This window comes from Edaphosphingomonas fennica (genome assembly GCF_003034225.1).
Lineage (GTDB): Bacteria > Pseudomonadota > Alphaproteobacteria > Sphingomonadales > Sphingomonadaceae > Sphingomonas_E > Sphingomonas_E fennica.
The window spans coordinates 74,478-98,138 of record NZ_PHHF01000001.1; the positions used below are offsets into that span (position 1 = coordinate 74,478).

Sequence of the window (23,661 nt, forward strand, 5' to 3'; positions counted from 1 at the left end):
GGCCGGAAAAAAGCGGCGGATGCGACTTGACCCGTCACGAGGGAGGACTATTGCGCCGCACCATGAACATCGAACTCATCCCGACCGGCGATAATCCGCCCGAAAGCCTGAACGTGATCATCGAGGTTCCCGTTGGCGGCGAACCGGTGAAATATGAGTTCGACAAGAAATCGGGCGCGTTGTTCGTCGATCGCATCCTCCACACGCCGATGCGCTATCCGGCCAATTACGGCTTCGTGCCGCACACGCTTTCGCCGGACGGCGATCCGCTGGACGCGCTGGTGGTGGCGCGTTCGCCCTTCATCCCCGGCTGCGTGGTCAAGGTGCGGCCGATCGCCGTGCTGAAGCTGGAGGACGAGGCCGGCGGCGACGAGAAGCTGCTGACCGTGCCGGTGGACGCCACCTTCCCTTATTATGAGAAGGTGGATGAGAAGGAGCATCTGCCCGCGATCGTGATGCAGCAGATCGAACACTTCTTCACCCACTACAAGGATCTTGAAGCCAAGAAGTGGGTGCGGATCGGCACCTGGGGCGACGCCGCCGAGGCCCGCCGCATCATCCTGGAAGCGATCGAGGCCGACAAGGTCGCGAAGGCGGCCAAGGCCTGATCCACTCCGCCCCCGGCGCCAGCCGGGGGAACGGCCGGGGCCACTGGCGGGTTTTTCCGTCATGGCCGATCGTGATCCCAGCGATTTTCCGGGTCGCGCCACCGTAAAGCCCACGGCGGCGGCACCGGCAGCACTGCCTGGAAAATGGCGGATAGGGCGCGGCCGGCCTTGGCCCCGCCCGGTCCGCATCGCGATCCGCATCATTGCCGCGCTGGTCGGCCTCCTGATCCTGGCCTGGGCGATATTGTTCATCACCAAGGGCCGCTTCCTGAAACCCAGCTTCGAGCGGATGGCGACCGCATCTGCCGGGCGCGATGTCCGGGTGGCTGGCGATTTCCAGTTCTATTTCAACCCGATAAATCTGAAATTCGTGGCCGAGGGGCTGCGCATCGCCAATCCCGGCTGGGCGACGCGGCCCACCCTGTTCGAAGCACGGCGCATCGATCTGGACGGCGCCACCATCGCCTTCCTCTTCGGTAAGCGCCGGATCAACCGGCTGGACCTGGCGGACGGGCGGCTGGACCTGGAATGGGATGCCGCGGGACGCCGCAACAGCTGGACCTTCGGCGACCCCGACCGGCCCGGCAAGCCGCTGGACCTGCCCGTGATCCGCCGCGCGACCGTGGCCGGAACCCGGCTCCGCTATAGCGATCCTCGCATGCAGCTTGCCGCCGACATGCGCTTCGAAACGATCCGCGCCGCCGATACGCGCTTTGCCGGCGACGTGCGCTTCAGCGGCGAAGGCCGGATGCGCGGCCACGCCTTCACGCTCTCCGGCGGCCTGCTCTCCCCGAACGAGACGGTGGCAGGCGGCCGCAACCGGCTGGTCGCCGCCGCGCGGTCGGGGCGGACCGCGCTGGACGTTTCGGGCACGCTGCCGGCCGCGACCCGGATCGAGGGTGCCGACCTGCGGTTGGTGGCGCGTGGGCCGGACCTTGCATTGCTGTTCGATTTTCTCGGCGTCGCGATACCCGAAACCCGCGCCTATCGCTTCACCTCGCACCTGGCCAAGGACGGCGAGGCCTGGAAATTCACCAGCCTCGCCGGGCGCTTCGGCGATAGCGACCTTGCCGGGCGGATGACGATCACCATGCCGGGGGGCCGGCTGCGCATCGATGCCGGCCTGCGATCCGACGCCGTGGACATCATCGATGTCGGGCCGTTCATCGGCTACGATCCCGAACGGCTGGCCGCGCAGGGCGCCAAGGGCGCGGTGCGGCGGGTGAACGGCGCGCCGCGCCTGCTGCCCGATGCGCCGCTGCGGATCGAGGCGATCCGCAATTTCGACGCGCATGTCGATTATGCCGTGCGCGCCATCCGCGCGCCCAACCTGCCGATATCCAACGTGGCGCTGACCCTGGACCTCGACCGGAGCCTGCTGAAGCTCTCCCCGCTGACGATGGACGTGGCCGGCGGCAAGCTGGCGTCCGACATCACGCTCAACGCCCGCGCCCGGCCGGTGATGACCAGTTACGACATCCGCCTTGCGCCGACGCCGATGGGGCGGCTGCTGAAGGGCTGGGGCGTGGAGGAATCGGGCACGTCCGGCGTGGTGAAGGCGCGCGTGCAGATGAAGGGCGCGGGCGACACGGTGCATGAATCGCTGGCCCATGCGGACGGGCGGATCGCCGTGATCCTGCCGGCCGGCACCTTCTGGACCCGCAACATCCAGCTTTCCGAGCTGGATGTCGGCACCTTCATCACCAAGATGTTCGAGGACAAGCTGAAAAAGCCGGTGGCGGTCAATTGCGGGCTGATCGCCTTCACCGTGCGGCAGGGCGTGGCGGCGGCCGATCCGATCCTGATCGATACCGACAAGAATGTGATGCTGGGCACCGGCAGCTTCAGCTTCCGCGACGAATCGCTCGATCTGAAATTCCGCGCTGACGGCAAGAAGTTCAGCCTGCTGTCCGCCCAGTCGCCGGTGCGGATCGGCGGCTATTTCGCGGCTCCCGCGCTGGGCGTGATCGGCCCGGAGCTGCTGGCGCGGGGCGGCGCGGGCGTGGCGCTGGGCCTGGTGGCGAGCCCGATCGCGCCGATTCTGGCCTTCGTCGACATTGGCGACGCCAAGTCCGCCGCGTGCGGTCCGGTTCTGGCCGGCGCCAAGGCGAGCGGGCAGCGGACCAGCAAGGGCAAGCCACGCGACGATGTGGGATCGGGCCGGCCGAAGGGGTGAGCTTGGCCCGCCCTTGCGTCAGCTGAGCTTTTCCAGCGCCGCATCCAGCAGGCGGGGATCGCCGGTTGCGATCACCTGGCCGCTGCTGTCACGGGTGAGCGGCCGGCCGGCCCAGTCGCGCATCGCGCCGCCGGCCCCTTCCACCACCGGCACCAGCGCCGCGAGGTCGTAGAGCTTGAGCCCGCCTTCGACGACGAGGTCGAGATGGCCCGAGGCGAGCAGCGCATAATTATAGCAATCCCCGCCCCATAATGTGTCGCGCGCGGCATCGGACAAGCGATCGAAGGCCGCCTTTTCCGCTTCGGTGAACAGGCGCGGGCCGGTGGTGGCGAGATGCGCCCGATCGAGCGCCGGGCAGGCGCGGGCGCGGGTGGGCGCGCCGTTGAGCAGGGTGGGCCGCCCCGCGGCACCGATCCAGCGTTCGCCGATGATCGGCTGATCGATCACGCCGAGCACCGGCGCCCCGCCTTCGATCAGCGCGATCAGCGTACCGAAGATCGGCCGGCCGGCGATGAAGCTGCGGGTGCCGTCGATCGGATCGAGCACCCACAGCCGATCGGCCCCTTCGCGGGCATTGCCATATTCCTCGCCGATGATGCCGTCCGCCGGCCGTTCCGCCTCCAGGATCGCGCGGATCGCGGCTTCGGCGGCGCGATCGGCCTGGGTGACGGGGGAGGCATCCGCCTTGGTCTCGATATCGAACCGGGCGCGGAAATAGGGGCGGATGGCGGCGCCGGCGGCATCGGCGAGGCGGTGGGCAAGGGCGATATCGGCTTCGTTCATGCCCCCGTCCTAAAGCATTTTCGGGGCCGGCGGAATCGGGACGAAAGCGGAAGCCGGCGCCCCAGCCATGGCGGGCGATGGCGCTTTGGGATAGGCTGGCGTCACCCTTTCCGCAGGCCCGCCCGGCCGCCCATGAGGGAGACGGCGATGCCCCAACAGACGATCATCCCCTGCCTGCGCTATGCCGATGCGCCCACCGCCATCGATTTCCTGTGCCGCGCCTTCGGTTTCGACCGGCACGCCATCCATGCCGACGATGCGGACCCGCGAATCGTCCACCATGCCCAATTGCGGCTGGGCGCCAATCTGGTGATGCTGGGTTCCGCGCGGGCGGACGAGGCGCAGGCCCGCTATCGCTGGAAGACGCCGGCCGAGGCGGCAGGCGTCACCGCCTGCATCTATTGCGTGATCGACGACGACGACGCCCATTATGTCCGCGCGCGGGCCGAGGGCGCCGATATCGCGACGCAGCCGCACGACAATGAAGGCTATCCGGGCCGCAGCTACAGCGCGCGCGACCCGGAAGGGAATATCTGGGACTTCGGCACCTACGATCCCTGGGCCTGACGGGCCCGGAAACCGCGCCCGCGCCGCCTCAGCCGCGCAGATCGGGCGGCGTCGCCTCCGCCTTGAGCAGCGCGATCACCTCGTCCAGCGGCAGCACCGCCTGCGCCTGCTCGCCCAGGCGGCGGACGGCGACGGTGCCTTCCTCCGCCTCGCGCTTGCCGACGACCAACAGCACCGGGACCTTCGCCAGCGAATGTTCGCGGACCTTGTAGTTGATCTTCTCGTTGCGGACGTCGGATTCGGCGCGGATGCCGGCCGCCTTCAGCTTCTCCACCACCGCTTCGGCATAGCCGTCGGCATCCGACACGATCGTCGGCACCACCGCCTGCACCGGCGCCAGCCAGAGCGGGAACTTGCCGGCATGATGCTCGATCAGGATGCCGATGAAGCGTTCGAACGTGCCGAGGATGGCGCGGTGGAGCATCACCGGGCGGTGGCGCTGGCCGTCCTCGCCGACATAGGAGGCGTCCAGCCGTTCCGGCAGCACCGTATCGGCCTGGATCGTGCCCACCTGCCAGGTGCGGCCGATCGCGTCGGTCAGGTGGAATTCCAGCTTCGGCGCGTAGAAGGCGCCCTCGCCGAGCAGCTCCTCCCACCCATATTCGGGCGTGGCGCGGCCGGCGGCGGCGACGGCATCGCGCAGCGTCTGTTCCGCCTTGTCCCACATCTCGTCCGATCCGAAGCGCTTTTCGGGGCGGAGCGCGAGCTTGATCGCGTAGCTTTCGAAGCCGAGGTCGCGATAGACCGAATCGAGCAGGTCGCAGAAATCGCGGATCTCATCGATCAGCTGGTCCTCGCGCACGAAGATATGCGCGTCGTCCTGGGTGAACTGGCGGACGCGCATGATGCCGTGGAGCGCGCCGTGCGGCTCGTTGCGGTGGCAGCAGCCGAATTCGGCCATGCGGATCGGCAGGTCGCGATAGCTCTTGATCCCCTGGCGGAAGATCAGGACGTGCGCGGGGCAGTTCATCGGCTTCAGCGCCATCAGATCGGCATCGCTGGAGACGACCGGGCCTTCATCCTCGGTGGAGGGAATCTCGTCCGGCACGACGAACATGTTCTCGCGATACTTGCCCCAGTGGCCGGATTGCTCCCACTGGCGCGCGTCCATCAGCTGCGGCGTCTTCACCTCGGCATAGCCCGAGGCATCGAGCCGGCGGCGCATATAGGCTTCGAGCTGGCGCCACAGGATGAAGCCCTTGGGGTGCCAGAAGACCGAGCCCTGCGCCTCGGACTGAAGGTGGAACAGGTCCATCTCCGCGCCGATCTTGCGGTGATCGCGCTTGGCGGCCTCCTCCAGCCGGTGGAGGTGCGCGTCGAGCTGCTTCTTGTTGAGCCAGCCGGTGCCGTAGATGCGGCTCAGCATCGCGTTCTTCTGGTCGCCGCGCCAATAGGCGCCGGACACGCGCGTCAGCCTGAAGGCCTGCGGATCGAGCTTGCCGGTGGAGGCGAGGTGCGGCCCGCGGCACATGTCCAGCCAGTCGCCGCCCGACCAGTATACCGTCAGCTCCTCGCCCTCCGGCAGCTCGGCCGCCCATTCGGCCTTGAACGTCTCGCCTTCCGCCTGCCAGCGCGCGATCAGCGCCTCGCGGCTCCACACCTCGCGGCGGAGCGGCTTGTCCTCGGCGATCAGCCGGCGCATCTCCGCCTCGATCGCGGGCAGGTCCTCCTCGGTGAAGGGGCGGTCCTTCGGCGCGAAGTCGTAATAGAAGCCGTCTTCGGTGGCCGGGCCGAAGGTGATCTGCGTGCCGGGAAACAGCTTCTGCACCGCTTCGGCCAGCAGGTGGGCATAATCGTGGCGGACGAGCTCCAGCGCGTCGGCCTCGTCCTTCGCGGTCACCAGGGCCAGCGCGGCATCCGCTTCCAGCGGGCGGTTGATGTCGCGCAGCTCGCCATCGACGCGCGCGGCCAGCGCCGCCTTGGCGAGGCCGGGGCCGATGCTCTGGGCGATCTCAGCCGGGGTGGTGCCGGCGGCGACTTCGCGCACGGACCCATCCGGAAGGCTGATCTTGAGCATGGCGGACATCGGCTGAACAATCCTGTCGGCTGGAGGAAAACGCCGCGCTTATGCCCGCGATGGCGGCGAAAGGGCAAGCACGCTAGGAAGCGGGCATGAACGATCCCGATTTTCTCGCCCGGCCCGACGGGCTGAAGCTCGCCTACCGCCACCGCAAGGGCTGGGGGCCGACCATCGTCTTCCTGCCGGGCTACATGTCCGACATGGAGGGCGGCAAGGCGACCGCGCTCGATGCCTGGGCGGAGGAGATCGGCCGCGCGATGCTGCGCCTCGATTATGCCGGCTGCGGCGCGAGCGAGGGCCGCTTCGCCGACGGCACGCTGGCGAGCTGGCGGGACGACGTGCTCCACCTGATCGACCATCTGACCGATGGGCCGCTGCTGCTGGTGGGGTCCTCCATGGGCGGCTGGCTGATGTTGCTGGTGGCGCTCGCCCGGCCCGATCGGGTGAAGGGGCTGGTGGGCATCGCCGCCGCGCCCGACTTCACCGAATGGGGATTCGACGCGGAGGACCGGGAGAAGCTCGCCCGCGACGGCCGGATCGAGGAGATTTCCGAATATTCGGACGAGCCCTATGTCACCACCCGCGCCTTCTGGGAAAGCGGGCAGGCGAACCGGCTGCTGACGGGCGAGGAGATCGGCTTCGACGGGCCGGTGCGGCTGCTCCACGGCCAGCAGGATGACGACGTGCCCTGGCCGATCGCGGTGAAGCTGGCCGCCGCCCTCCGTTCAGCCGACGTCCATACGCTGCTGATCAAGGATGGCGACCACCGGCTTTCGCGCGGCGAGGATATCGCCCGCCTGATCTGGACGGTGGACGAGATATTGGAACGCCTGTGATCCTGCCCCTGATCCTCCTGCTGCAGACATCCTCCGCCCCCTTTCCGGACGGCGCGCAGAAACGCTTCGAGGCCTGCGCCGCCCTGGCGGAGAAGCAGCCCGAGCAGGCGGTGAAGGAAGCCGACGCCTGGCGCACCGGCGGCGGCGGGCTGCCGGCCCGGATGTGCCTGGGCCTGGCCTATGTTTCGCTGGAACGCTGGGGGCCGGCCGCGATCACCTTCGAGCAGGCGGCCAGGGAGGCCGAGATCCAGCGCGACGGCCGCGCCGCGCCGCTCTGGGTGCAGGCGGGCAATGCCGCGCTGGCGGGCGACGATCCGGCGATGGCGCGCGGCTATTTCGATCGCGCGCTGGCGCTGCCGGTGCTGTCCGATGCGATGCGCGGGGAAACCCTGCTCGATCGCGCCCGCGCGCAGGTGGCGATCAACAATCTGGCCGATGCCCGCGCCGATCTGGACAAGGCGCTCACCCTGGTGCCGCGCGATCCGATGGCCTGGCTGCTTTCCGCGACGCTGGCCCGCCGGCAGGGCGACGCCGCCCGCGCGACCAAGGATATCGCCGAGGCCGCCCGCCTCGCCCCCAACGAGGCGCCCGTCGCCTATGAGGAAGGCAATGCGGCGGCGCTGGCCGGCGACATGGACAAGGCCAAGGCCGCCTGGCAGCGCGCCGTGACGCTCGCGCCCGACAGTGATGCCGGCCAGGCGGCGGCGCTGGCGATCAGGGGGCAGTGACACCCGCCCCCCTCCTGTAGCGGTTGCGCCGTGAAGTGCGGCGCGAAATCCCTGGAATATCGATCCGATCCGAAGTTGCCGGCCTTATGGCGCGCAATGTTGGCCGGCCTTGCCCGCCAACAATTCAGCCGAACCACTTGCATCGCCGCTGGCCGGAACATGGATCGCACCGGTTTTCGGCAAAGGGGAAAATAGAGAACAAGAATTGCATAAAGCCCCTTCCGTTTCCCGAAGTTTCCAATAATCATCGCCGCGCCGATGGGGATCGGCATGAAATTCGGGGGGAGCAATGCGGAAGACACGTCTTCTTGCAGCCGCCATGGCGTGCGGCATATCATTATCGTTATTGTCGGCGCCGGCGCTGGCGCAGGAAAAAACCGGAGTGAAGGCCGGCTTTGTGATGCCGGCCGGCGGGACCCGCATCGTCCTGATGCGTCCCTCGGTCCGCGTCGGCGCGCAATCGACCGGCGGGCTGTTCGAACCCAATGCCGACTGGACCGCGCAGGCCCGCGAGAATCTCGACGCCGCGATCCGCAAGGCGCAGGGCCAGCTCGGGCATCAGGTGACGCCCTATGAGGACGGGACGGGCGCCGCCGACAGCCTGAGCAACCAGTATCGCGGCCTTTTCACCTCGCTTGCCGATTCCGTGCGCGAGTTCCAGTTCTTCCCAGGGAACCGGCTGCCGACCAAGAAGCGCAAGGACAGCTTCGAATGGACCATCGGGCCGGAGGCGAAGAATCTGCCCGGTCTGGAAAATGCCGACTATGTCCTGTTCATCACCACCGAGGACCATTACGGATCGGCCGGCCGGAAAGCCTTGCAGATCTTCGCCGCCCTTGGCGGCGTGGGCATCACATCCGGCGTGCATCTGGGCTATGCCGGCCTTGTCGACGTGCGGACCGGCGAGCTTGTCTGGCTGAATGCCGATCAGCAGATGGGCGGCGACGTCCGCACGACGGAAGGCGCGGAAAAGCGGGTATCGCAGCTTCTGGAAGGATTTCCGGGGAGCACGATCCGATCGGCATCGGCGCAATGATCGCCCCTCTCTGCCGGCGCGGGGCGGCGGCCGTGGCCCTTCTGGCGGGCCTTGCCTGCGGGCCGGCGATGGCCGCCGACCGCGCGGCCCTGCCCCCCTACAGCTTCGCCTACGAGCCCCAGGGCGTCGACGAGCGCGGAATGTGGATGATGGCGGACGAGGACGAACGGATCCTTCGCACGTCGAGCTTCGTGATCCGCGACGAGGAGCTCAACGCCTATGTCCGCGGCGTGCTCTGCCGGACGGTGGGTGAGGATCGCTGCCGCAACGTCCGCGTCTATGTGATGCGCATCCCGCAGTTCAACGCCACCATGTATGCCAATGGCATGATGACCGTCTGGTCCGGGCTGCTGCTCCGGGTCCAGAACGAGGCGGAGCTGGGTGCCGTGCTGGGCCACGAATTCGGCCATTTCGAGAAACGCCATTCGCTGAACGGTTTCAAGAACAAGCGCTCGGTATCGGACGTGCTGGCATGGCTCGGGATGGTGGGCCCGAATGCCGGCCTGTCGGCGTCGCTGGCGGGCTATGTCTATTCCTTCAGCCGCGCCCAGGAAACCGAAGCCGACCTGATCGGGATCCAGTATCTCGCATCGTCGGCCTATCCCTCCGCCGCGGCGCCGAAGGTCTGGTCCCGGCTGATGGCCGAGCAGGATGCGACGGCGGCGGGGCGCAAGCGCAAGGTCCGGCACAGCTATGCGGCCGGCTTCTTCGCCTCGCATCCGACCGAAGCCGCGCGGGAAGCCTATCTGTCCAGGGAAGCGGCGAAATATGCCGACGCGGGCGATCCGGGCGCCGAGGCCTATCGCAAGGGCATCGCCAAATGGCTGCCCCAGCTGCTCGACGACCAGATAAAGCTGAACGACTTCGGCGGAAGCGAATATCTGCTCGATCAGCTTGCCGCATCGGGCGGGAGCGCCGACGTGACCTTCGCGCGCGCCGAGCTCTACAGCCAGCGCGGCAACCCGCGCGATTATGTAACCGCCGCCGAACTCTATCGCGAGGCGATCGCGAAGGGATGCGACAGGCCCGAGGCGCGGCGCGGGCTGGGCCTCGCCCTGCTCCGCACGCAACAATCGGACGAAGGCAAGCAGGCCCTGCGCAGCTACCTCGAATTTCGGCCCGATGCCCCGGACGGGCCCATGATCAAATCGCTTGTTGGGAATTGAGGACCAGGATGAAACCGATCACCCTCATCATCGCCGCCGCGCTGGCGGCCGCACCCGCTTATGCCGGCAATTCGCTGATCCCGGCCGGGCGGACGGTGCAAGTCGCCAAATCGGCCATGGCCGTGACGCCCGGCAGCGAATGGAACAAGCTGGGCAGGCGCCCCGGCACCAATGGCGAGATCTGGACGCTGGACGGCGACAAGCTGAACAGGGTGACTTTCTATGGCGGCATCGCCCAGGACACCACCTTGTTCCGCGAAGTCGACAGGAAGAACAGCCCGCTCCCGCGCTTTTCCCAGACCATGCTTCTGACCGACGTTCCGAAGCTGCTGGAAAACAGCTATCGCGTCGCGCTCGGCAGCGCCCTCTTCACGATCGACCAGATGGAGCCCGCCAGGTTCGGCGGAGTCGACGGCATCCGCTTCACCTACAGCTTCGTCGCAGGCAATCAGGAAGTGCAATCGAAGGGCGAGGCGCGGGCCGCGATCGTCAAGGGCAGGCTCTACATGATATCCTATGAGGCGCCGGCCCTGCATTTCTTCGAGAAGAACGTGGCCCAGTTCCGCCAGATCGCGGACAGCGCGACATTCTGATTTTTTGAGGGCCTTTGCCGGCGGCGAAGGCCCGATCCGGGCGGCCCGGCCCGCTTCCGCGATTTCGGGCCGCTGGATGATTCCATCCGCCGCGAAATCCCTCTAAGGCCGGGCCATGCCCCAGCCGCTCGACGTTCTCCACGCCACCTTCGGCTATTCCGCCTTCCGGGGCCGGCAGTCCGAGGTGATCGATCGGGTGATGGCGGGCCGGCACACGCTGGCGGTGATGCCGACGGGCGCCGGCAAATCGCTGACCTACCAGATCCCGGCCCTCTGCCGGCCGGGCACGGGGCTGGTGATATCGCCGCTGATCGCGCTGATGCACGATCAGGTGCGATCGGCCGAGGCCGCCGGCATCCGCGCCGCCGCGCTGACGTCCGCCGACGACAATCGCGACGAGACCATCGCCCGTTTCCGCGACGGCGCGATCGACCTGCTCTATGTGGCGCCCGAGCGCGCATCGACCGAAGGCTTCCGCCGGATGATCGACCGCGCGCCGCCGCTGGCGCTGATCGCGATCGACGAGGCGCATTGCGTTTCCGAATGGGGCCATGATTTCCGCCCCGATTACCGGCTGCTGCGCCCGCTGCTGGATGCCTATCCCGATGTGCCGCGCCTGGCGCTGACCGCGACGGCCGACCGCCATACCCGCGCCGATATCCTGACGCAGCTGGGCATCCCCGAGGACGGGCTGATCCTCGCAGGGTTCGACCGGCCGAACATCCGCTATGCCATCAGCCCGCGCGACGGCCTGCCCCGCCAGCTCGCCGCGCTGGTGGCGGAGACGGAGGGGCCGGGCATCGTCTACGCCCCCAGCCGCGACGGGGCCGAGCGGCTGGCCGCCGCGCTGGCCGCCACCGGCCGGCCGACGCGCGCTTATCATGCCGGGCTCGATCCCTCCGTCCGCGCCGCCAACCAGCGCGCCTTCGTGGCATCGGAGGATATGGTGATGGTGGCGACGATCGCCTTCGGCATGGGCATCGACAAGCCCGACGTGCGCTTCGTCGCCCATGCCGGCCTGCCCAAGTCGATCGAGGCTTATTATCAGGAAACCGGCCGCGCCGGGCGCGATGGCGATCCGGCGGTGGCGCACCTGTTCTGGGGCGCGGAGGATTTCGCCCGCGCGCGGCGCCGGATCGAGACCGAGGTGGAGGAGGCCCGCCTGCCCGGCGAGCGCCAGCGGCTGAACGCGCTGGCCGGGCTGGTGGAGACGGCGGGCTGCCGGCGCGCCGTGCTGCTGCGCCATTTCGGCGAGACGCCGCCCGCCGCCTGCGGCAATTGCGACAATTGCCTGAACCCGCCCGCCTCGGTGGACGCGACCGAGGTGGCGCGCAAGCTGCTGTCCGCCGCCTTCCGCACCGAGATGCGATACGGCATCGGCCATCTGACCGACGTGCTGGCCGGCCGCGACAATGCCAAGGTGCGGACGCTGGGGCATGACCGGCTTTCGGTGTTCGGCATCGCCGAGGCGGACGAGCTGCGGCTGATCAAGCCCGTGGCCCGCGCGCTGATGGCGCGCGACGCGCTGCGCGCCGACGAATATGGCGGGCTGAGCTTCGGCCCCGCCGCCCGGCCGATCCTGAAGGGCGAGGAAGCGGTGGCCGTCGTGCTGCCGCCGGTGCGGGCGAAGCGGCAGCGGCGCGGCGGGCCGGCGGAGGAATGGCCGCACGATCCGCTGTTCGAGGCGCTGCGCGCCCGCCGGCGCGAGATCGCCAAGGAACTGGGCGTGCCGCCTTATGTGATCTTCCACGATGCCACCCTGCGCGAGATGGCGGGCCTCAAGCCCACCACCCGCCACGGCCTGGGGCAGGTGACGGGCGTGGGCACCCGCAAGCTGGACGATTATGGCGAGGCCTTCCTCGACGTGATCCGCGCGCATGGCTGACCGGAGAAGATGATGATGACACCCCTCCTCCTGCTGCTGGCCGCGCTTTCCGATCCGGGGGGAGTTTCCCCCGGCACCGATATCGCTCTAAACCCCGCCCGACCCACCAGGGAAACGGCAATCCGGGAGACGGCCATGTTCCGCAAGATCGACGACAGCATTTCGGTAAGCCCGCAGATCAGCCCCGATCAGGTGGCCGAGGCCGCGGCGCAGGGCTTCACCATGATCATCAACAACCGGCCGGACGACGAGCAGCCGGGCCAGCCTTCCGGCGCGGAGATCGAGGCCGCGGCCAAGGCGGCGGGCCTGCAATATCGCGCCATCCCGATCGGCCATTCGGGCTTTTCCGAACCGCAGGTGAAGGCGATGGCCGCGGCCCTTGCCGATGCGAACGGCCCGGCGCTCGCCTTCTGCCGATCGGGCACGCGCTCGACCTTCGCCTGGGCGCTCGCCCGGGGAGCGGCCGGCGACACGGCCGAGGGGATCGCCGCCAAGGCCGCCGCCGCGGGCTACGACATCGCCCCGATCCGCGCCTTCCTGCCGAACTGAGGACGTCATGACCGGCATGCTCGCGCGGACCGCGCATATCTTCACCTCGCGCCTCCATACCCTGCTGAAGCTGCTGGACAGGGGCGAGGCGGAGTGCGGCATCGACACGCTGATCGCCGCCCGGCTGGCGGAGGACATGCTGCCGCTCCCCTACCAGATCGTCTTCGCCAGCGACCAGGCCAGCCATTTCGCCGCCTGGTGCCTGGACGAGCCCTTCCCCCGCACCGACGCCGCCGGCCTCGATTGGGCGGCGCTGAAGCGCTACGCCGCCGATGCGATCGCGCTGGTCGAGCGGGCGGCGGGGGCCGTCGACGACGGGGTTTTCGCGCGCGGCAAGCGGGTCGATCTGCTGGACGGCATGTATCTGGAATTTTCGGGCGCGGATTATCGCGACGAATGGCTGATGCCGAACTTCTATTTCCACCTCGTCACCGCCTACGACATCCTGCGCGCGAACGGCGTGGCGATCGGCAAGCCGGATTATATGGCGCATCTGCTGGATCGCATCCGCAAGGACTGACGCGGCCGGGGTGGGCCGGGAGCGCATCGCACCGCCGGTCCGGCCCCAAAAAAGCCGGCGCATAAAAGAGGGCCGGCGGAAAACCACCGGCCCAGTCGTTCGCAGGAGGAACCCCTGTGGGGGCGCGGGACTGCCCCGCGCCCCGATCCGATCAGTAGTTGTAGGCGCGCTCGCCATGCTCCCCGAGGTCGAGGCCTTCGCGCTCGACTTCCTCGCTCACCCTCAGGCCGAACACGGCCTTGACGATGCCGAAGGCGATCGCCGAGCCGACGCCGGCCCACAGGATGGCGACGGCGGTCGCGAAAAGCTGGGTGCCGAGCTGCGGCCCGATCGCATAATCGGCCGCACCCGGCCCGCCGAAGCCCGGGGCATAGGTGAAGGCGGTGCCGATCGAGCCGACGATGCCCGCGACACCGTGGATGCCGAACACGTCGGCGGTGTCGTCGAAGCCCAGCTTCGGCTTGATGGTGGACACGAACACATAAGCGATGACCGAGGCGATCGCGCCGAGCACGATCGCGCCGAACGGCCCCGCATTGCCGGCCGCCGGCGTGACCGCGACGAGGCCGGCGATGACGCCCGAGCAGCCACCGAGCAGCGACGGCTTGTGGCCGGCCACCTTCTCGGCAAGCATCCAGACGAGCGCGGCGGCGGCGGTGGCGGTGAAGGTGTTGATCATCGCCAGGCCGGCGGTGCCGTTCGCCGCGAGCGCGGAACCGGCGTTGAAGCCGAACCAGCCCACCCACAGCAGGCCGGTGCCGATGAACGTCATCGTCAGCGAGTGCGGCGCCAGGACATCGCGCTGATAGCCGATCCGCTTGCCGAGCAGCAGGCAGCCGACCAGGCCGGAAACGCCCGCGTTGATGTGGACGACGGTGCCGCCCGCGAAATCAAGCGCGCCGCGTTCGAAGAAGAAGCCACCGGCCGACCAGACCATGTGCGCCAGCGGGAAATAGACGATGGTGAGCCAGATCAGCGTGGCCGCGAGCAGCGCGCCGAACTTGACGCGTTCGGCCAGCGAGCCGACGAACAGCGCGGCGGTGATCGCCGCGAATGTCATCTGGAAGCTGATGAACACGAATTCCGGGATCGTGCCGGACAATGTGTCGGCCGCCACGCCCTTCAGGAAGAGCTTCGAAAAGCCGCCAAAGAAGGGGGAACCTTCGGTGAAGGCGATCGAATAGCCCCAGGTGACCCACACCACCATCGCGAGGCAGGCCACGGCGAGGACATGCGTCAACATCGACAGCATGTTCTTGGTGCGCAGCAGGCCGCCGTAGAAGAGGGCGAGGCCGGGCAGGATCATCGCCAGCACCAGCACGGTCGAAACGAGCATCCAGGCGGTATCGCCCGCGCTCAGCGTCGGCGCCGCATCCTGGGCCCAGGCGGGCATCGCGGCGAGCAGCGTCGAGCCGACGGCCCCCGCCCCCGTCGCTATCTTGGTTGAAAGCTTCATGTGTCCCCCTTTTCGATCAGAGAGCGGAATCGTCGGTTTCGCCGGTGCGGATGCGCACGGCCTGGCCGACATCGAGGACGAAGATCTTGCCGTCGCCGATCGCGCCGGTGTTGGCGGCCTGCTGGATGGCTTCCACCACCCGGCCGGCGAGATCGTCTCCCGCGACGACCTCGATCTTGATCTTCGGCACCATGTTCGTGCTGTATTCGGCCCCCCGATAGATCTCGGTCTGCCCCTTTTGCCGTCCGAAGCCCTTAACCTCGGTCACGGTCATGCCCTGCACGCCCAGCGCGGAGAGGGCTTCGCGCACCTCGTCGAGCTTGAACGGCTTGATGACGGCTATCACGAGTTTCATTACGCCTCCCTCGCATTCTGGCGAGGATGCGTATCGCAAGGGCCATGCCAGCTTGCGGTTTCGGAATGATTCCGTTGCGTTGCAGCGAAAGGGTTGCTGCAACGCACATAATGGAGGCGAAACGATCGCCCAGCAATTGGGCAGGAAAAAGCCGCTGCCCAATAATTAGGCAGCGGCCTGGGTCGAAATCAGGGCTTTCCGGGCGGGTTGAGCGCGCCTTCGATCAGCGTCTTCGCGCGCTCGCCCGACCAGTCCATCGATCCGACGACGCGCCACTGCTCGCGGCCATGCGCGTCGTAGAAGAGCGTGGTCGGCAGCGTATCCGTCTTCAGCGCTTCCATCAGCACGTTCTGCTTGTCGAGATAGGGCCTGAGCGCCTTGAACCCCGCCTTGGCGAAATAGGGATCGACGGCGCGGCGCCCGGCCATGTCCATGCTGACGACGATCAGCTGCAGGCGATCCTTCTCCCGCCCGGCCAGCGCATCGAGGGTCGGCATCTCGTGCACGCAGGGCGCGCACCAGGTGGCCCAGAGGTTGACGATCAGCGGCTTGCCACGGAAGGTGGCGAGCGTGGCGGGGCCGCCGTCCGGCCCTTCGAAGGGGATGGCGGGGGCTTGCTGCCCGGCGTGGGAAATATCGACCTTGCCGATCGGTTCCTTCGCGTCGGCTTGCGGCGACTGGCTCTTCTCCTTATCGCAGGCACCGAGCGCAAGAGCGAGGATCAGGACCATTAGCAACCGCACGGACAGCTCCAATTCGATGTGGGGCGGGCGCTTCGCCGAAGGGCCCGCGGCGATCATGCGCGAGATCAACGCCTCGATACCCTTCGACCAGCGACTCTGGCGGCAGGACATAGCGGGATCGAAGGCCCACGTCTCCATGCTCGCCGCCAACGGCATCGTCACCGCCGAGGACGGCGCCGCCATCGCCCGCGGGCTGGACCGGATCGCCGGCGAATATGAGGCGGACGGCGTGCCCGTGGACCTCGCGCTCGAGGATATCCACATGGCCACCGAGAGCCGGCTGGCCGAGCTGATCGGCCCCGCCGCCGGCCGCCTCCACACCGCGCGCAGCCGCAACGACCAGGTGGCGACCGATTTCCGCCTGTGGGTGCGCGACGCGATCGACGCGGTCGATGCCGGCCTCAAGGCGCTGCAGGTGGCGCTGGTGACGCGCGCGGGCGAGCATGTGGCGACGGTGATGCCCGGCTTCACCCACTTGCAGGTCGCCCAGCCGGTGACGCTGGGCCACCACCTGCTCGCTTATCACGAGATGATCGCGCGGGATCGATCGCGCTTCCGGGATGCCCGCGCGCGGCTGAACCAGTGCCCGCTGGGATCGGCGGCGCTGGCCGGCACCGGCTTCCCCATCGATCGCGAGGCGACGGCGCGCGCGCTGGGCTTCGACGGGCCGACCCGCAACTCGCTCGATTCGGTTTCCGACCGCGACTTCGCGCTCGATTATCTGATGGCGGCGACGCAGGCCTCGCTCCACCTGTCGCGGCTGGCGGAGGAGTTCATCATCTGGGCGAGCCAGCCCTACGGCTTCGTCAGCCTGCCCGATGCCTATTCGACCGGCAGCTCGATCATGCCGCAGAAGCGCAACCCCGACGCGGCCGAGCTGGTGCGCGGCCATTCGGGCCGGATCGCCGGCTGCATGACCGCGCTCGTCATGACCATGAAGGGCCTGCCGCTCGCTTATTCCAAGGACATGCAGGACGATAAGCCGCCGGTGTTCGAGGCGCACGACCTGCTGGCGCTTTCGATCGCGGCGATGACCGGGATGGTCGAAACCGTCACCTTCGGGCCGGCGAAGCTGCGCGCGGCGGCGGAGGCGGGCTTTTCCACCGCGACCGACCTGGCCGACTGGCTGGTGCGCGTGGCCGACATCCCCTTCCGCGAGGCGCACCACATCACGGGTGCGGCGGTGCGGCTGGCCGAGCGGCTGGGCGTGGCCCTGGACAAGGTGCCGCTGGAGAAGCTGAAGGAGATTGACGAGCGCATCGACGGCCGCGTGTTCGGCGCGCTTTCGGTCGATGCATCGGTGGCCAGCCGCAGCAGCTTCGGCGGCACCGCGCCCGATCAGGTGCGCGCCCGCGTGGCCGAGGCGCGGGCCTATCTGGGGATGGACGGATGAGGAAGGCAGCGATCGCGATCGCCCTCTTGGCGACGCTGGCGGCCTGCGGATCGCGCGAGGCGCTGCGCCCCGCGCCGGGCAATTCGCTGCCGCCCAAGCCGGCCTTGGCCCCCACCCAGCCGACGACGACCGACCTGCTGACCCCGCGCCCGCAGGAACGGCCCGAACGCAGCGAGGAACTGCTCCGCCAATCCGAGGAACGGCGCGACGACCGTTTCGACCTTCCGCCCCAATAGCCCCCGAGCCAGCCCGACCCACGGCAGAATCCAGGACATAATGGACCATTTCCAGCTTCGCGACGGCGTGATGCATGCCGAGGATGTTCCCCTCACCCTGATCGCCGAAGCGGTCGGAACCCCGGTCTACGTCTATTCCACCGCCACGATCCGCCGGCATGTCCGCGTGTTCCAGGAAGCGCTGGCGGGCGTGGAATCGGGGCCGGAAGGGCCGCTGATCGCTTATGCGGTGAAGGCCAATCCCAATGCCGGCGTGCTGGCGACGCTGGCCCGCGAGGGGCTGGGCGCAGACGTGGTTTCGGCGGGCGAGCTGCTGCGCGCCATCCATGCCGGCGTCGATCCCGCGAAGATCGTGTTTTCGGGCGTTGGCAAGACGGCCGACGAGATGGCGCTGGCGCTGCGCCACGGCATCGGCCAGTTCAACGTCGAATCCGAACCCGAGGCGGTGATGCTTTCGGAGGTGGCGACCGCGCTGGGCATGACCGCGCCGATCGCCTTCCGCATCAACCCCGATGTCGATGCCGGCACCCACGCCAAGATTTCCACCGGCAAGTCCGACAACAAGTTCGGCGTCGCCTATCACCGCGCGGTCGCGGCCTATGCCATGGCGCGCGACCTGCCGGGCCTCGCCATCCAGGGTGTGGCGGTGCACATCGGCAGCCAGCTGACCGATCTCGCCCCGCTGGAGGCGGCCTTCGCCAAGATCGGCGCGCTGATCGCCACGCTGAGGGCCGAGGGCCATGCGATCAGCCATGCCGACCTGGGCGGCGGGCTGGGTGTGCCCTATGATCCCGCTTTGCCGCCGCCGCCCACGCCCGCCGATTATGGCGCGATGGTCGCCCGCGTCACCGCCGGCTGGAACGTGCGGCTGATGTTCGAGCCCGGCCGGCTGATCGTGGCCAATGCCGGCGCGCTGATGTCCCGCGTGATCCGGGTGAAGGAGGGCGCGAACGCCCCCTTCGTGATCGTCGACGCCGCGATGAACGACCTGATGCGCCCCGCTTTGTATGAAGCATGGCACGATATCCGGGCGATCGTCCCGCGATCGCAACGATTTGCCGCGAACGTCGTCGGCCCGGTCTGTGAGAGCGGCGATACCTTCGCCATGAACCGGCCGATGGACGCCGTCGAGGCCGGCGACCTCGTCGGCTTCATGACCGCCGGGGCCTATGGCGCGACGATGGCCAGCACATACAATAGCCGCCCGCTGACCGCCGAGGTGATGGTCGACGGTAACAATTGGGCTGTAGTGCGGGAGAGGTTGCCCGTGGAGGCGTTGATCGCGGCGGACACGCTTCCGCCGTGGCTGGAGTGAAGCTTGGCAGGAGTAGGCATGAAACCCGTCCGCAAGGCCGTCTTCCCCGTCGCGGGCCTCGGCACCCGCTTTCTTCCGGCCACCAAGGCCGTGCCGAAGGAAATGCTGCCCGTCGTCGACAAGCCGCTGATCCAATATGCCGTGGACGAGGCGCGCGCGGCCGGCATCGAACAGATCATCTTCGTCACCGGACGCGGCAAGAACGCGATCGAGGACTATTTCGACATCGCCTATGAGCTGGAAAGCACGCTCAACGAGCGGGCGAAGCACGATATATTGGCGACGCTCGACTGCACCCGGCTGGCGCCGGGCAACGTCGCCTATATCCGCCAGCAGGAGCCGCTGGGCCTGGGCCATGCCGTGTGGTGCGCGCGCGACCTGATCGGCGACGAGCCCTTCGCCGTGCTGCTGGCGGACGAGCTACTCTGGAACCCCGCCGCGCCCTGCCTGAAGCAGATGCGCGAGGTCTATGAAGCCAAGGGCGGCAACGTCATCGCCGTGCTGGAGGTGCCGGAGGAGCACACCAACCGCTACGGCATCGTCCGGCCGGGCGCGCAGGACGGCGTCGTCACCGAAGTGGCCGGCCTGGTCGAAAAGCCGAAGACGGGCGAGGCGCCGTCGCGGCTTGCCGCCGTCGGCCGCTACATCCTCCAGCCCGACGTGTTCGGCATCCTTTCGACGGGCCAGCGCGGCGCCGGCAACGAAATCCAGCTGACCGACGCCATGGCCGAGCTGATCGGCCGCCAGCCCTTCCACGCGCTGACCTTCACCGGCGACCGGCATGACTGCGGCGACAAGGCCGGCTATATCCAGGCGAACATCGCCCTGGCGCTGGAACGCGAGGATATCGGCCCGGCGGTGCGCGCCTTCATCAAGACGCTCTGACCGGGAAGGCCGGGGGAGGAACGCCACGCACAGCCTGCCGATCCTGCTCCGCCTGTCCGGCCGGCCGGTGATCCTGACCGGCGCGGGCGATGCCGCCGCCGCCAAGAGGCGCCTGCTGGAGCGCGCGGGCGCCCGCATCGTCGGCGAGGCGGACGAGGATGCGGGACGGGCGGCGATAGCGATCGTGGCCGATGGCGACGCGGCGGCCGTGGCGCGGCTGCGCGCGCGCGGCGTGCTGGTGAACGCCACCGACCGGCCGGACCTCTGCGATTTCACCCTGCCGGCGATCGTCGATCGCGATCCGGTGCTGGTGGCGATCGGCACGGGCGGCGCATCCGCCGGGCTCGCCAAGGCGCTCCGCCAGCGGCTGGAAGCCCTGCTGCCCGCCTCGCTCGGCCGGCTGGCCGATGAGCTGGCGGAAGCGCGCGAAAGCCTGCGGGCGCGCTGGCCCGAGGCCGGCGACCGGCGCCGCGCGATCGATGCCGCGCTCCAGCCGCACGGCCCGCTCGATCCGCTGGCGGAAACGGCGGACGGCGCCGTCGCCGGCTGGCTGGCCGGCGCCGGGGAGAGCATATCGGCGGACGGCCGCGTCCTGATCCGCCTGCGCTCGCCCGATCCCGACGACCTCACCCTGCGCGAGGCGCGATTGCTCGGCCAGTGCGACAGGCTCTACCACCGCGCCGACGTGCCGGCCGCGATCCTCGACCGCGCCCGCGCCGACGCGCTCCGCATCGCCTGCGAAATTGCCCCGGCCGAGGACGGGCCGGGCCTTGCGATCGACCTGGGATGGGACCGATGAAGAGCTGGTGCTGGGCCACCGACGGCAATGGCGGCGCCGTTCCGCGCACGATCGACCGGGCCGGCGCCAGCGCGCCCGACCATGGCTTCGTCTGGTGCCACCTCGACGGCCGGCTCGCCGAGGAACGCGCCTGGCTGGACGCGGAAAGCAACCTGTCCCCCGGCGTGATCGCGGCGCTGACCGCGGTGGAGACCCGGCCCCGCGCCGAGGCGATCGGCGACGGCGCGCTCATCAACATGCGCGGGCTGGGATCGATTCCCGACGAGGATTCCGATCCGCTCGTCTCGATCCGGCTATGGGCCGAAAAGGGGCGCGTGATCTCGGTGGGCTTCCGCCCGCTGGCGGCGAGCGAGACGGTGCGCGACCAGATGCGCGCCGGCGCCATCCATGATCCGGGCGACCTGATCGCGGCGCTGGCGATGGCGATCACCGAAACGCTCGACCCGCAGGTGGCGGCGATGGGCGACAGCATCGATACGTGCGAGGCCGATCTCGATCCCGAGCGCATCTTCGCCATGCGGCGGATCATCGCCCGCACCCGATCCGACGCCATCCAGTATCGCCGCTTCGTCACCCCGCAGCGGCAGGCGCTGGAGCGGCTCGCGGTGCTGAAGGCGGACTGGCTGGAGGAGGAGGACCGGCTGCACCTGCGTGACGCGGCCGACCGCTTCGCCCGCATGGCCGAGGAGCTGGAGGCGGTGCGCGAGCGCGCGGCGCTGCTCCACGAACAGCTGACCGACCTGCGCGCCGAGCAGATCGACACGCGCACGCTGCTGATCTCCGTCGTGGCGCTGGTGTTCCTGCCGCTGACCTTCCTGACCGGCCTGCTCGGCATGAACGTGCGCGGCATCCCCTATGCGGAGGCGCCCTGGGCCTTCTGGGGCGTCGTCGGCGTCTGCGCCGCGATCGCCGGCCTGATCACGGCATATTTCCTGCGCGCCCACTGGTTCCGGGGATAGGGCGCCCGCGCGACCCGATCGCCGAAGGAAAACCAGCCTCCTCACACCGCGCAAAGCCGAGAGCATCGAATGCGGATCGGGAATCCGGCGGTGCGATGACAATCGAAGCCGCAGCAGAGGAAGCCCGCTTCTTGCCCGATCTATTCGAGGACATGCCCGACCGGGCGGGTTGAGATGCCGGCGATCACCCCCGCCTGCGTGCCCATCGACGTTCCCAAGGGCAGGCAGGCAACCGTCGACAGCGCCTTCCGCCATGCTATGCTGATGTCGGAGCCTGATCGTGGCGTATTCCGGGCCTGTCCGGGTGCGCGCTCAATCCCGTCTACCTCGGCAGACGGGGCCTTCCTGTCAGGCTCCACCGCGCCTTCACCGTTGGCCGCGCGCTCCCTCGATCCCCTTTCGCGGCGGCAACCGGCCCATCCCGGCGGCTTGATCGCGCGGACCGGGAAACCGTTCCTCAGGCGGCCGCCAGCGCCTCGGCCGGCACGGTTTCCTCGATCCAGCCGCCGCCCAATACGCGATCGCCGGCATAGAGCACCGCCGCCTGACCGGGAGCGACGCCATATTCGGGGCTGTCGAACGTCACCATCCGCCCATCGAAGCGGGCGGGCGCGGGCCTGGCCATCGAGCGCACCTTGACCGTCATCGGCCCGTCGAAGCCCTCGGCCAGCCAGTTCACCTCCTCGATCCGCGCGGCGCTGACCGCCAGCGCGCGGCGGGGGCCGGCGACGACGCGGCGCCGTTCGGCATCGAGGCGGACGACATAAAGCGGCTCGGCCTGGCCGCCAATCTCCAGCCCGCGCCGCTGGCCGACCGTATAATGGATCAGCCCCCGATGGCGGCCGATGACGCGGCCTTCGAGATCGACGATATCGCCGCCTTCTTCCGCCTCCGGCCGGATCTTGCGGACGACGCCGGCATAATCGCCGTCGGGCACGAAGCAGATATCCTGGCTGTCGGGCTTGGCGGCGACGCCCAGGCCCAGCTCCGCCGCGATCTCCCGCACGCGGGGCTTGGGCAGGTCGCCCAGCGGAAAGCGCAGATAATCGAGCTGCGCGCGCGTGGTGGCGAACAGGAAATAGCTCTGGTCGCGGGCGGGATCGGCCGGGCGGTGTAGCTCCGGGCCGTTGGCGCCGATCACGCGCCGCACATAATGGCCCGTCGCCAGGCAATCGGCGCCGAGATCGCGGGCGATGCCGAACAGGTCGGTGAACTTCACCCCCTGGTTGCAGCGCACGCAGGGTATGGGGGTGCGCCCGGCCATATAATCGTCGGCGAAGCGATCGATCACGCCCTGGCGGAAGGCGCTTTCATAATCGAACACATAATGCGCAATGCCCAGCCTGTCGGCGACGGCGCGGGCGTCGCGGATATCCTGCCCCGCGCAGCAGCTGCCGGTGCGGCCGGTGGCGGCGCCGTGATCGTAGAGCTGGAGGGTGACGCCAATCACCTCGGCGCCGCTCTTCGCCGCGAGCGCGGCCACGACCGAGCTGTCGACCCCGCCGGACATGGCGACGACGATCCGCGCGCCCTTGAGCGATGCGCCCGACTCGAAACCCGTAAGCTGGAAATCCACGTTCATGGCCGCCCACATAGGGTATCGGCGGCGCAAACAAAACCGCATCGCCTTTACCGGGCCTTCAGACATCCGCCCTAACATGCCCGCCAAACAGGGTCGAACGGCAGAAGGAGGGCAGCCGCCCGATGGATTTGAGCTTCTCCCTTCACGGGGCCGCGCTGCGCGCCATCGTGACGGGACGGACCAACATCCGCATCACCCACGCGCGGCTGATCGCGGGGCTCGCGGCCGCCCAGGCATCGACGCCGACGGCGCGTGTCGCCGCGCGCCTGCCCGCGCCCGCACCCGTCGAGGCCGATCCCGTGGACATGCTGGTGACGCTGCTGGCCGCCGATCGCGGCTGGTCCGCCGCGCCCGATGCATTGGGCGGCAGTTTCAACCCGTTGGCCGCACGCCGGCGCGGCCCCGAAGAGGATGAGGTGTAAACCTTTGTAAAGATCGCCTTTACCGTCACGCGTTAGGCTTCGTTCAACG

Annotated in this window: 25 protein-coding genes; 18 read left to right on the plus strand and 7 right to left on the minus strand. The window is 68.8% G+C overall.

Going from position 1 to position 23,661, the window contains the following annotated elements; translation table 11 throughout:
- The first annotated feature begins 62 nt into the window (after positions 1 to 62).
- Complete coding sequence (gene ppa, locus CV103_RS00280; RefSeq protein ID WP_015458845.1) at positions 63 to 608, plus strand: inorganic diphosphatase; 546 nt, start codon at positions 63 to 65, stop codon at positions 606 to 608.
- 61 nt (positions 609 to 669) lie between these two features.
- Entirely contained in the window at positions 670 to 2,784 is a 2,115-nt protein-coding gene (locus CV103_RS00285; RefSeq protein WP_107393575.1) for an AsmA family protein, read from the plus strand.
- Positions 2,785 to 2,802: 18 nt separating this feature from the next.
- Here CV103_RS00285 and hisN read toward each other — a convergent pair whose 3' ends face one another.
- A complete protein-coding gene (gene hisN, locus CV103_RS00290; protein WP_107393576.1) occupies positions 2,803 to 3,567 on the minus strand; it encodes a histidinol-phosphatase in 765 nt (254 codons plus the stop codon).
- A 147-nt stretch (positions 3,568 to 3,714) separates the two neighbouring features.
- On the opposite strand from hisN, the gene CV103_RS00295 reads away from it, so the two are divergent.
- Positions 3,715 to 4,134 (plus strand): VOC family protein, encoded by a 420-nt coding sequence (locus CV103_RS00295; protein WP_107393621.1) that lies wholly within the window; start codon positions 3,715 to 3,717, stop codon positions 4,132 to 4,134.
- A gap of 28 nt (positions 4,135 to 4,162) precedes the next feature.
- Here the strand turns inward: CV103_RS00295 and thrS are convergent, their stop codons facing one another.
- Positions 4,163 to 6,160, minus strand: coding sequence for a threonine--tRNA ligase (gene thrS / locus CV103_RS00300; protein ID WP_107393577.1), 1,998 nt, complete (start codon positions 6,158 to 6,160; stop codon positions 4,163 to 4,165).
- An 86-nt stretch (positions 6,161 to 6,246) separates the two neighbouring features.
- Between thrS and CV103_RS00305 the strand changes: the two genes are divergently transcribed.
- Together CV103_RS00305 and CV103_RS00310 are read left to right on the plus strand one after the other, a co-directional pair.
- A complete protein-coding gene (locus tag CV103_RS00305; RefSeq protein WP_015458840.1) occupies positions 6,247 to 6,990 on the plus strand; it encodes an alpha/beta fold hydrolase in 744 nt (247 codons plus the stop codon).
- Entirely contained in the window at positions 6,987 to 7,718 is a 732-nt protein-coding gene (locus tag CV103_RS00310) for a tetratricopeptide repeat protein (protein ID WP_015458839.1), read from the plus strand. The genes CV103_RS00305 and CV103_RS00310 overlap by 4 nt, the downstream gene beginning before the upstream one ends.
- Before the next feature lie 84 nt (positions 7,719 to 7,802).
- Here the strand turns inward: CV103_RS00310 and CV103_RS22285 are convergent, their stop codons facing one another.
- The gene (locus CV103_RS22285) at positions 7,803 to 8,051 is read right to left on the minus strand and encodes a hypothetical protein (RefSeq protein ID WP_170112513.1); all 249 of its coding nucleotides are present in this window, start codon (positions 8,049 to 8,051) and stop codon (positions 7,803 to 7,805) included.
- Between CV103_RS22285 and CV103_RS00315 the strand changes: the two genes are divergently transcribed.
- The 6 genes from CV103_RS00315 to CV103_RS00340 all read left to right on the plus strand — a co-directional run bounded on the left by CV103_RS00315 (position 8,008) and on the right by CV103_RS00340 (position 13,467).
- Positions 8,008 to 8,754 carry a hypothetical protein gene (locus CV103_RS00315; RefSeq protein ID WP_245896585.1) on the plus strand — a complete coding sequence of 249 codons (747 nt, stop codon included), beginning with the start codon at positions 8,008 to 8,010 and terminating at the stop codon, positions 8,752 to 8,754. The genes CV103_RS22285 and CV103_RS00315 overlap by 44 nt on opposite strands.
- Positions 8,751 to 9,920: a M48 family metallopeptidase gene (locus CV103_RS00320; RefSeq protein WP_015458837.1), complete on the plus strand. Its 1,170-nt coding sequence runs from the start codon at positions 8,751 to 8,753 to the stop codon at positions 9,918 to 9,920. Before CV103_RS00315 ends, CV103_RS00320 begins: the two co-directional genes overlap by 4 nt.
- A gap of 8 nt (positions 9,921 to 9,928) precedes the next feature.
- On the plus strand, positions 9,929 to 10,513 hold the full coding sequence (locus tag CV103_RS00325) for a hypothetical protein (protein ID WP_015458836.1): 585 nt from the start codon (positions 9,929 to 9,931) through the stop codon (positions 10,511 to 10,513).
- Positions 10,514 to 10,628: 115 nt separating this feature from the next.
- On the plus strand, positions 10,629 to 12,398 hold the full coding sequence (gene recQ, locus CV103_RS00330; protein ID WP_107393579.1) for a DNA helicase RecQ: 1,770 nt from the start codon (positions 10,629 to 10,631) through the stop codon (positions 12,396 to 12,398).
- Between the two features lie 135 nt (positions 12,399 to 12,533).
- On the plus strand, positions 12,534 to 12,947 hold the full coding sequence (locus tag CV103_RS00335; RefSeq protein ID WP_070935326.1) for a protein tyrosine phosphatase family protein: 414 nt from the start codon (positions 12,534 to 12,536) through the stop codon (positions 12,945 to 12,947).
- 7 nt (positions 12,948 to 12,954) lie between these two features.
- On the plus strand, positions 12,955 to 13,467 hold the full coding sequence (locus CV103_RS00340) for a DUF1993 domain-containing protein (RefSeq protein ID WP_015458833.1): 513 nt from the start codon (positions 12,955 to 12,957) through the stop codon (positions 13,465 to 13,467).
- Between the two features lie 151 nt (positions 13,468 to 13,618).
- Here the strand turns inward: CV103_RS00340 and CV103_RS00345 are convergent, their stop codons facing one another.
- The 3 genes from CV103_RS00345 to CV103_RS00355 all read right to left on the minus strand — a co-directional run bounded on the left by CV103_RS00345 (position 13,619) and on the right by CV103_RS00355 (position 16,009).
- On the minus strand, positions 13,619 to 14,923 hold the full coding sequence (locus CV103_RS00345) for an ammonium transporter (protein ID WP_015458832.1): 1,305 nt from the start codon (positions 14,921 to 14,923) through the stop codon (positions 13,619 to 13,621).
- Between the two features lie 16 nt (positions 14,924 to 14,939).
- Positions 14,940 to 15,278 carry a P-II family nitrogen regulator gene (locus tag CV103_RS00350; protein ID WP_015458831.1) on the minus strand — a complete coding sequence of 113 codons (339 nt, stop codon included), beginning with the start codon at positions 15,276 to 15,278 and terminating at the stop codon, positions 14,940 to 14,942.
- A gap of 188 nt (positions 15,279 to 15,466) precedes the next feature.
- Positions 15,467 to 16,009: a TlpA family protein disulfide reductase gene (locus CV103_RS00355; protein WP_070931683.1), complete on the minus strand. Its 543-nt coding sequence runs from the start codon at positions 16,007 to 16,009 to the stop codon at positions 15,467 to 15,469.
- Between the two features lie 28 nt (positions 16,010 to 16,037).
- Here CV103_RS00355 and argH point away from each other — a divergent pair, with 28 nt between their 5' ends.
- The 6 genes from argH to CV103_RS00385 all read left to right on the plus strand — a co-directional run bounded on the left by argH (position 16,038) and on the right by CV103_RS00385 (position 21,608).
- Positions 16,038 to 17,414, plus strand: coding sequence for an argininosuccinate lyase (argH, locus tag CV103_RS00360; RefSeq protein ID WP_107393580.1), 1,377 nt, complete (start codon positions 16,038 to 16,040; stop codon positions 17,412 to 17,414).
- A complete protein-coding gene (locus CV103_RS00365) occupies positions 17,411 to 17,650 on the plus strand; it encodes a hypothetical protein (RefSeq protein WP_107393581.1) in 240 nt (79 codons plus the stop codon). The genes argH and CV103_RS00365 overlap by 4 nt, the downstream gene beginning before the upstream one ends.
- A gap of 40 nt (positions 17,651 to 17,690) precedes the next feature.
- Entirely contained in the window at positions 17,691 to 18,965 is a 1,275-nt protein-coding gene (gene lysA / locus CV103_RS00370) for a diaminopimelate decarboxylase (protein ID WP_107393582.1), read from the plus strand.
- 18 nt (positions 18,966 to 18,983) lie between these two features.
- A complete protein-coding gene (galU, locus tag CV103_RS00375; RefSeq protein ID WP_107393583.1) occupies positions 18,984 to 19,850 on the plus strand; it encodes a UTP--glucose-1-phosphate uridylyltransferase GalU in 867 nt (288 codons plus the stop codon).
- 67 nt (positions 19,851 to 19,917) lie between these two features.
- A complete protein-coding gene (locus CV103_RS00380; RefSeq protein ID WP_107393584.1) occupies positions 19,918 to 20,649 on the plus strand; it encodes a precorrin-2 dehydrogenase/sirohydrochlorin ferrochelatase family protein in 732 nt (243 codons plus the stop codon).
- Positions 20,646 to 21,608, plus strand: a complete 963-nt coding sequence (locus tag CV103_RS00385) for a zinc transporter ZntB (protein ID WP_015458824.1) — start codon at positions 20,646 to 20,648, stop codon at positions 21,606 to 21,608. Before CV103_RS00380 ends, CV103_RS00385 begins: the two co-directional genes overlap by 4 nt.
- A 457-nt stretch (positions 21,609 to 22,065) precedes the next feature.
- Here the strand turns inward: CV103_RS00385 and mnmA are convergent, their stop codons facing one another.
- Positions 22,066 to 23,190: a tRNA 2-thiouridine(34) synthase MnmA gene (mnmA, locus tag CV103_RS00390; RefSeq protein ID WP_107393622.1), complete on the minus strand. Its 1,125-nt coding sequence runs from the start codon at positions 23,188 to 23,190 to the stop codon at positions 22,066 to 22,068.
- Between the two features lie 122 nt (positions 23,191 to 23,312).
- On the opposite strand from mnmA, the gene CV103_RS00395 reads away from it, so the two are divergent.
- The gene (locus CV103_RS00395) at positions 23,313 to 23,612 is read left to right on the plus strand and encodes a hypothetical protein (protein ID WP_015458822.1); all 300 of its coding nucleotides are present in this window, start codon (positions 23,313 to 23,315) and stop codon (positions 23,610 to 23,612) included.
- Positions 23,613 to 23,661: the final 49 nt, after the last annotated feature.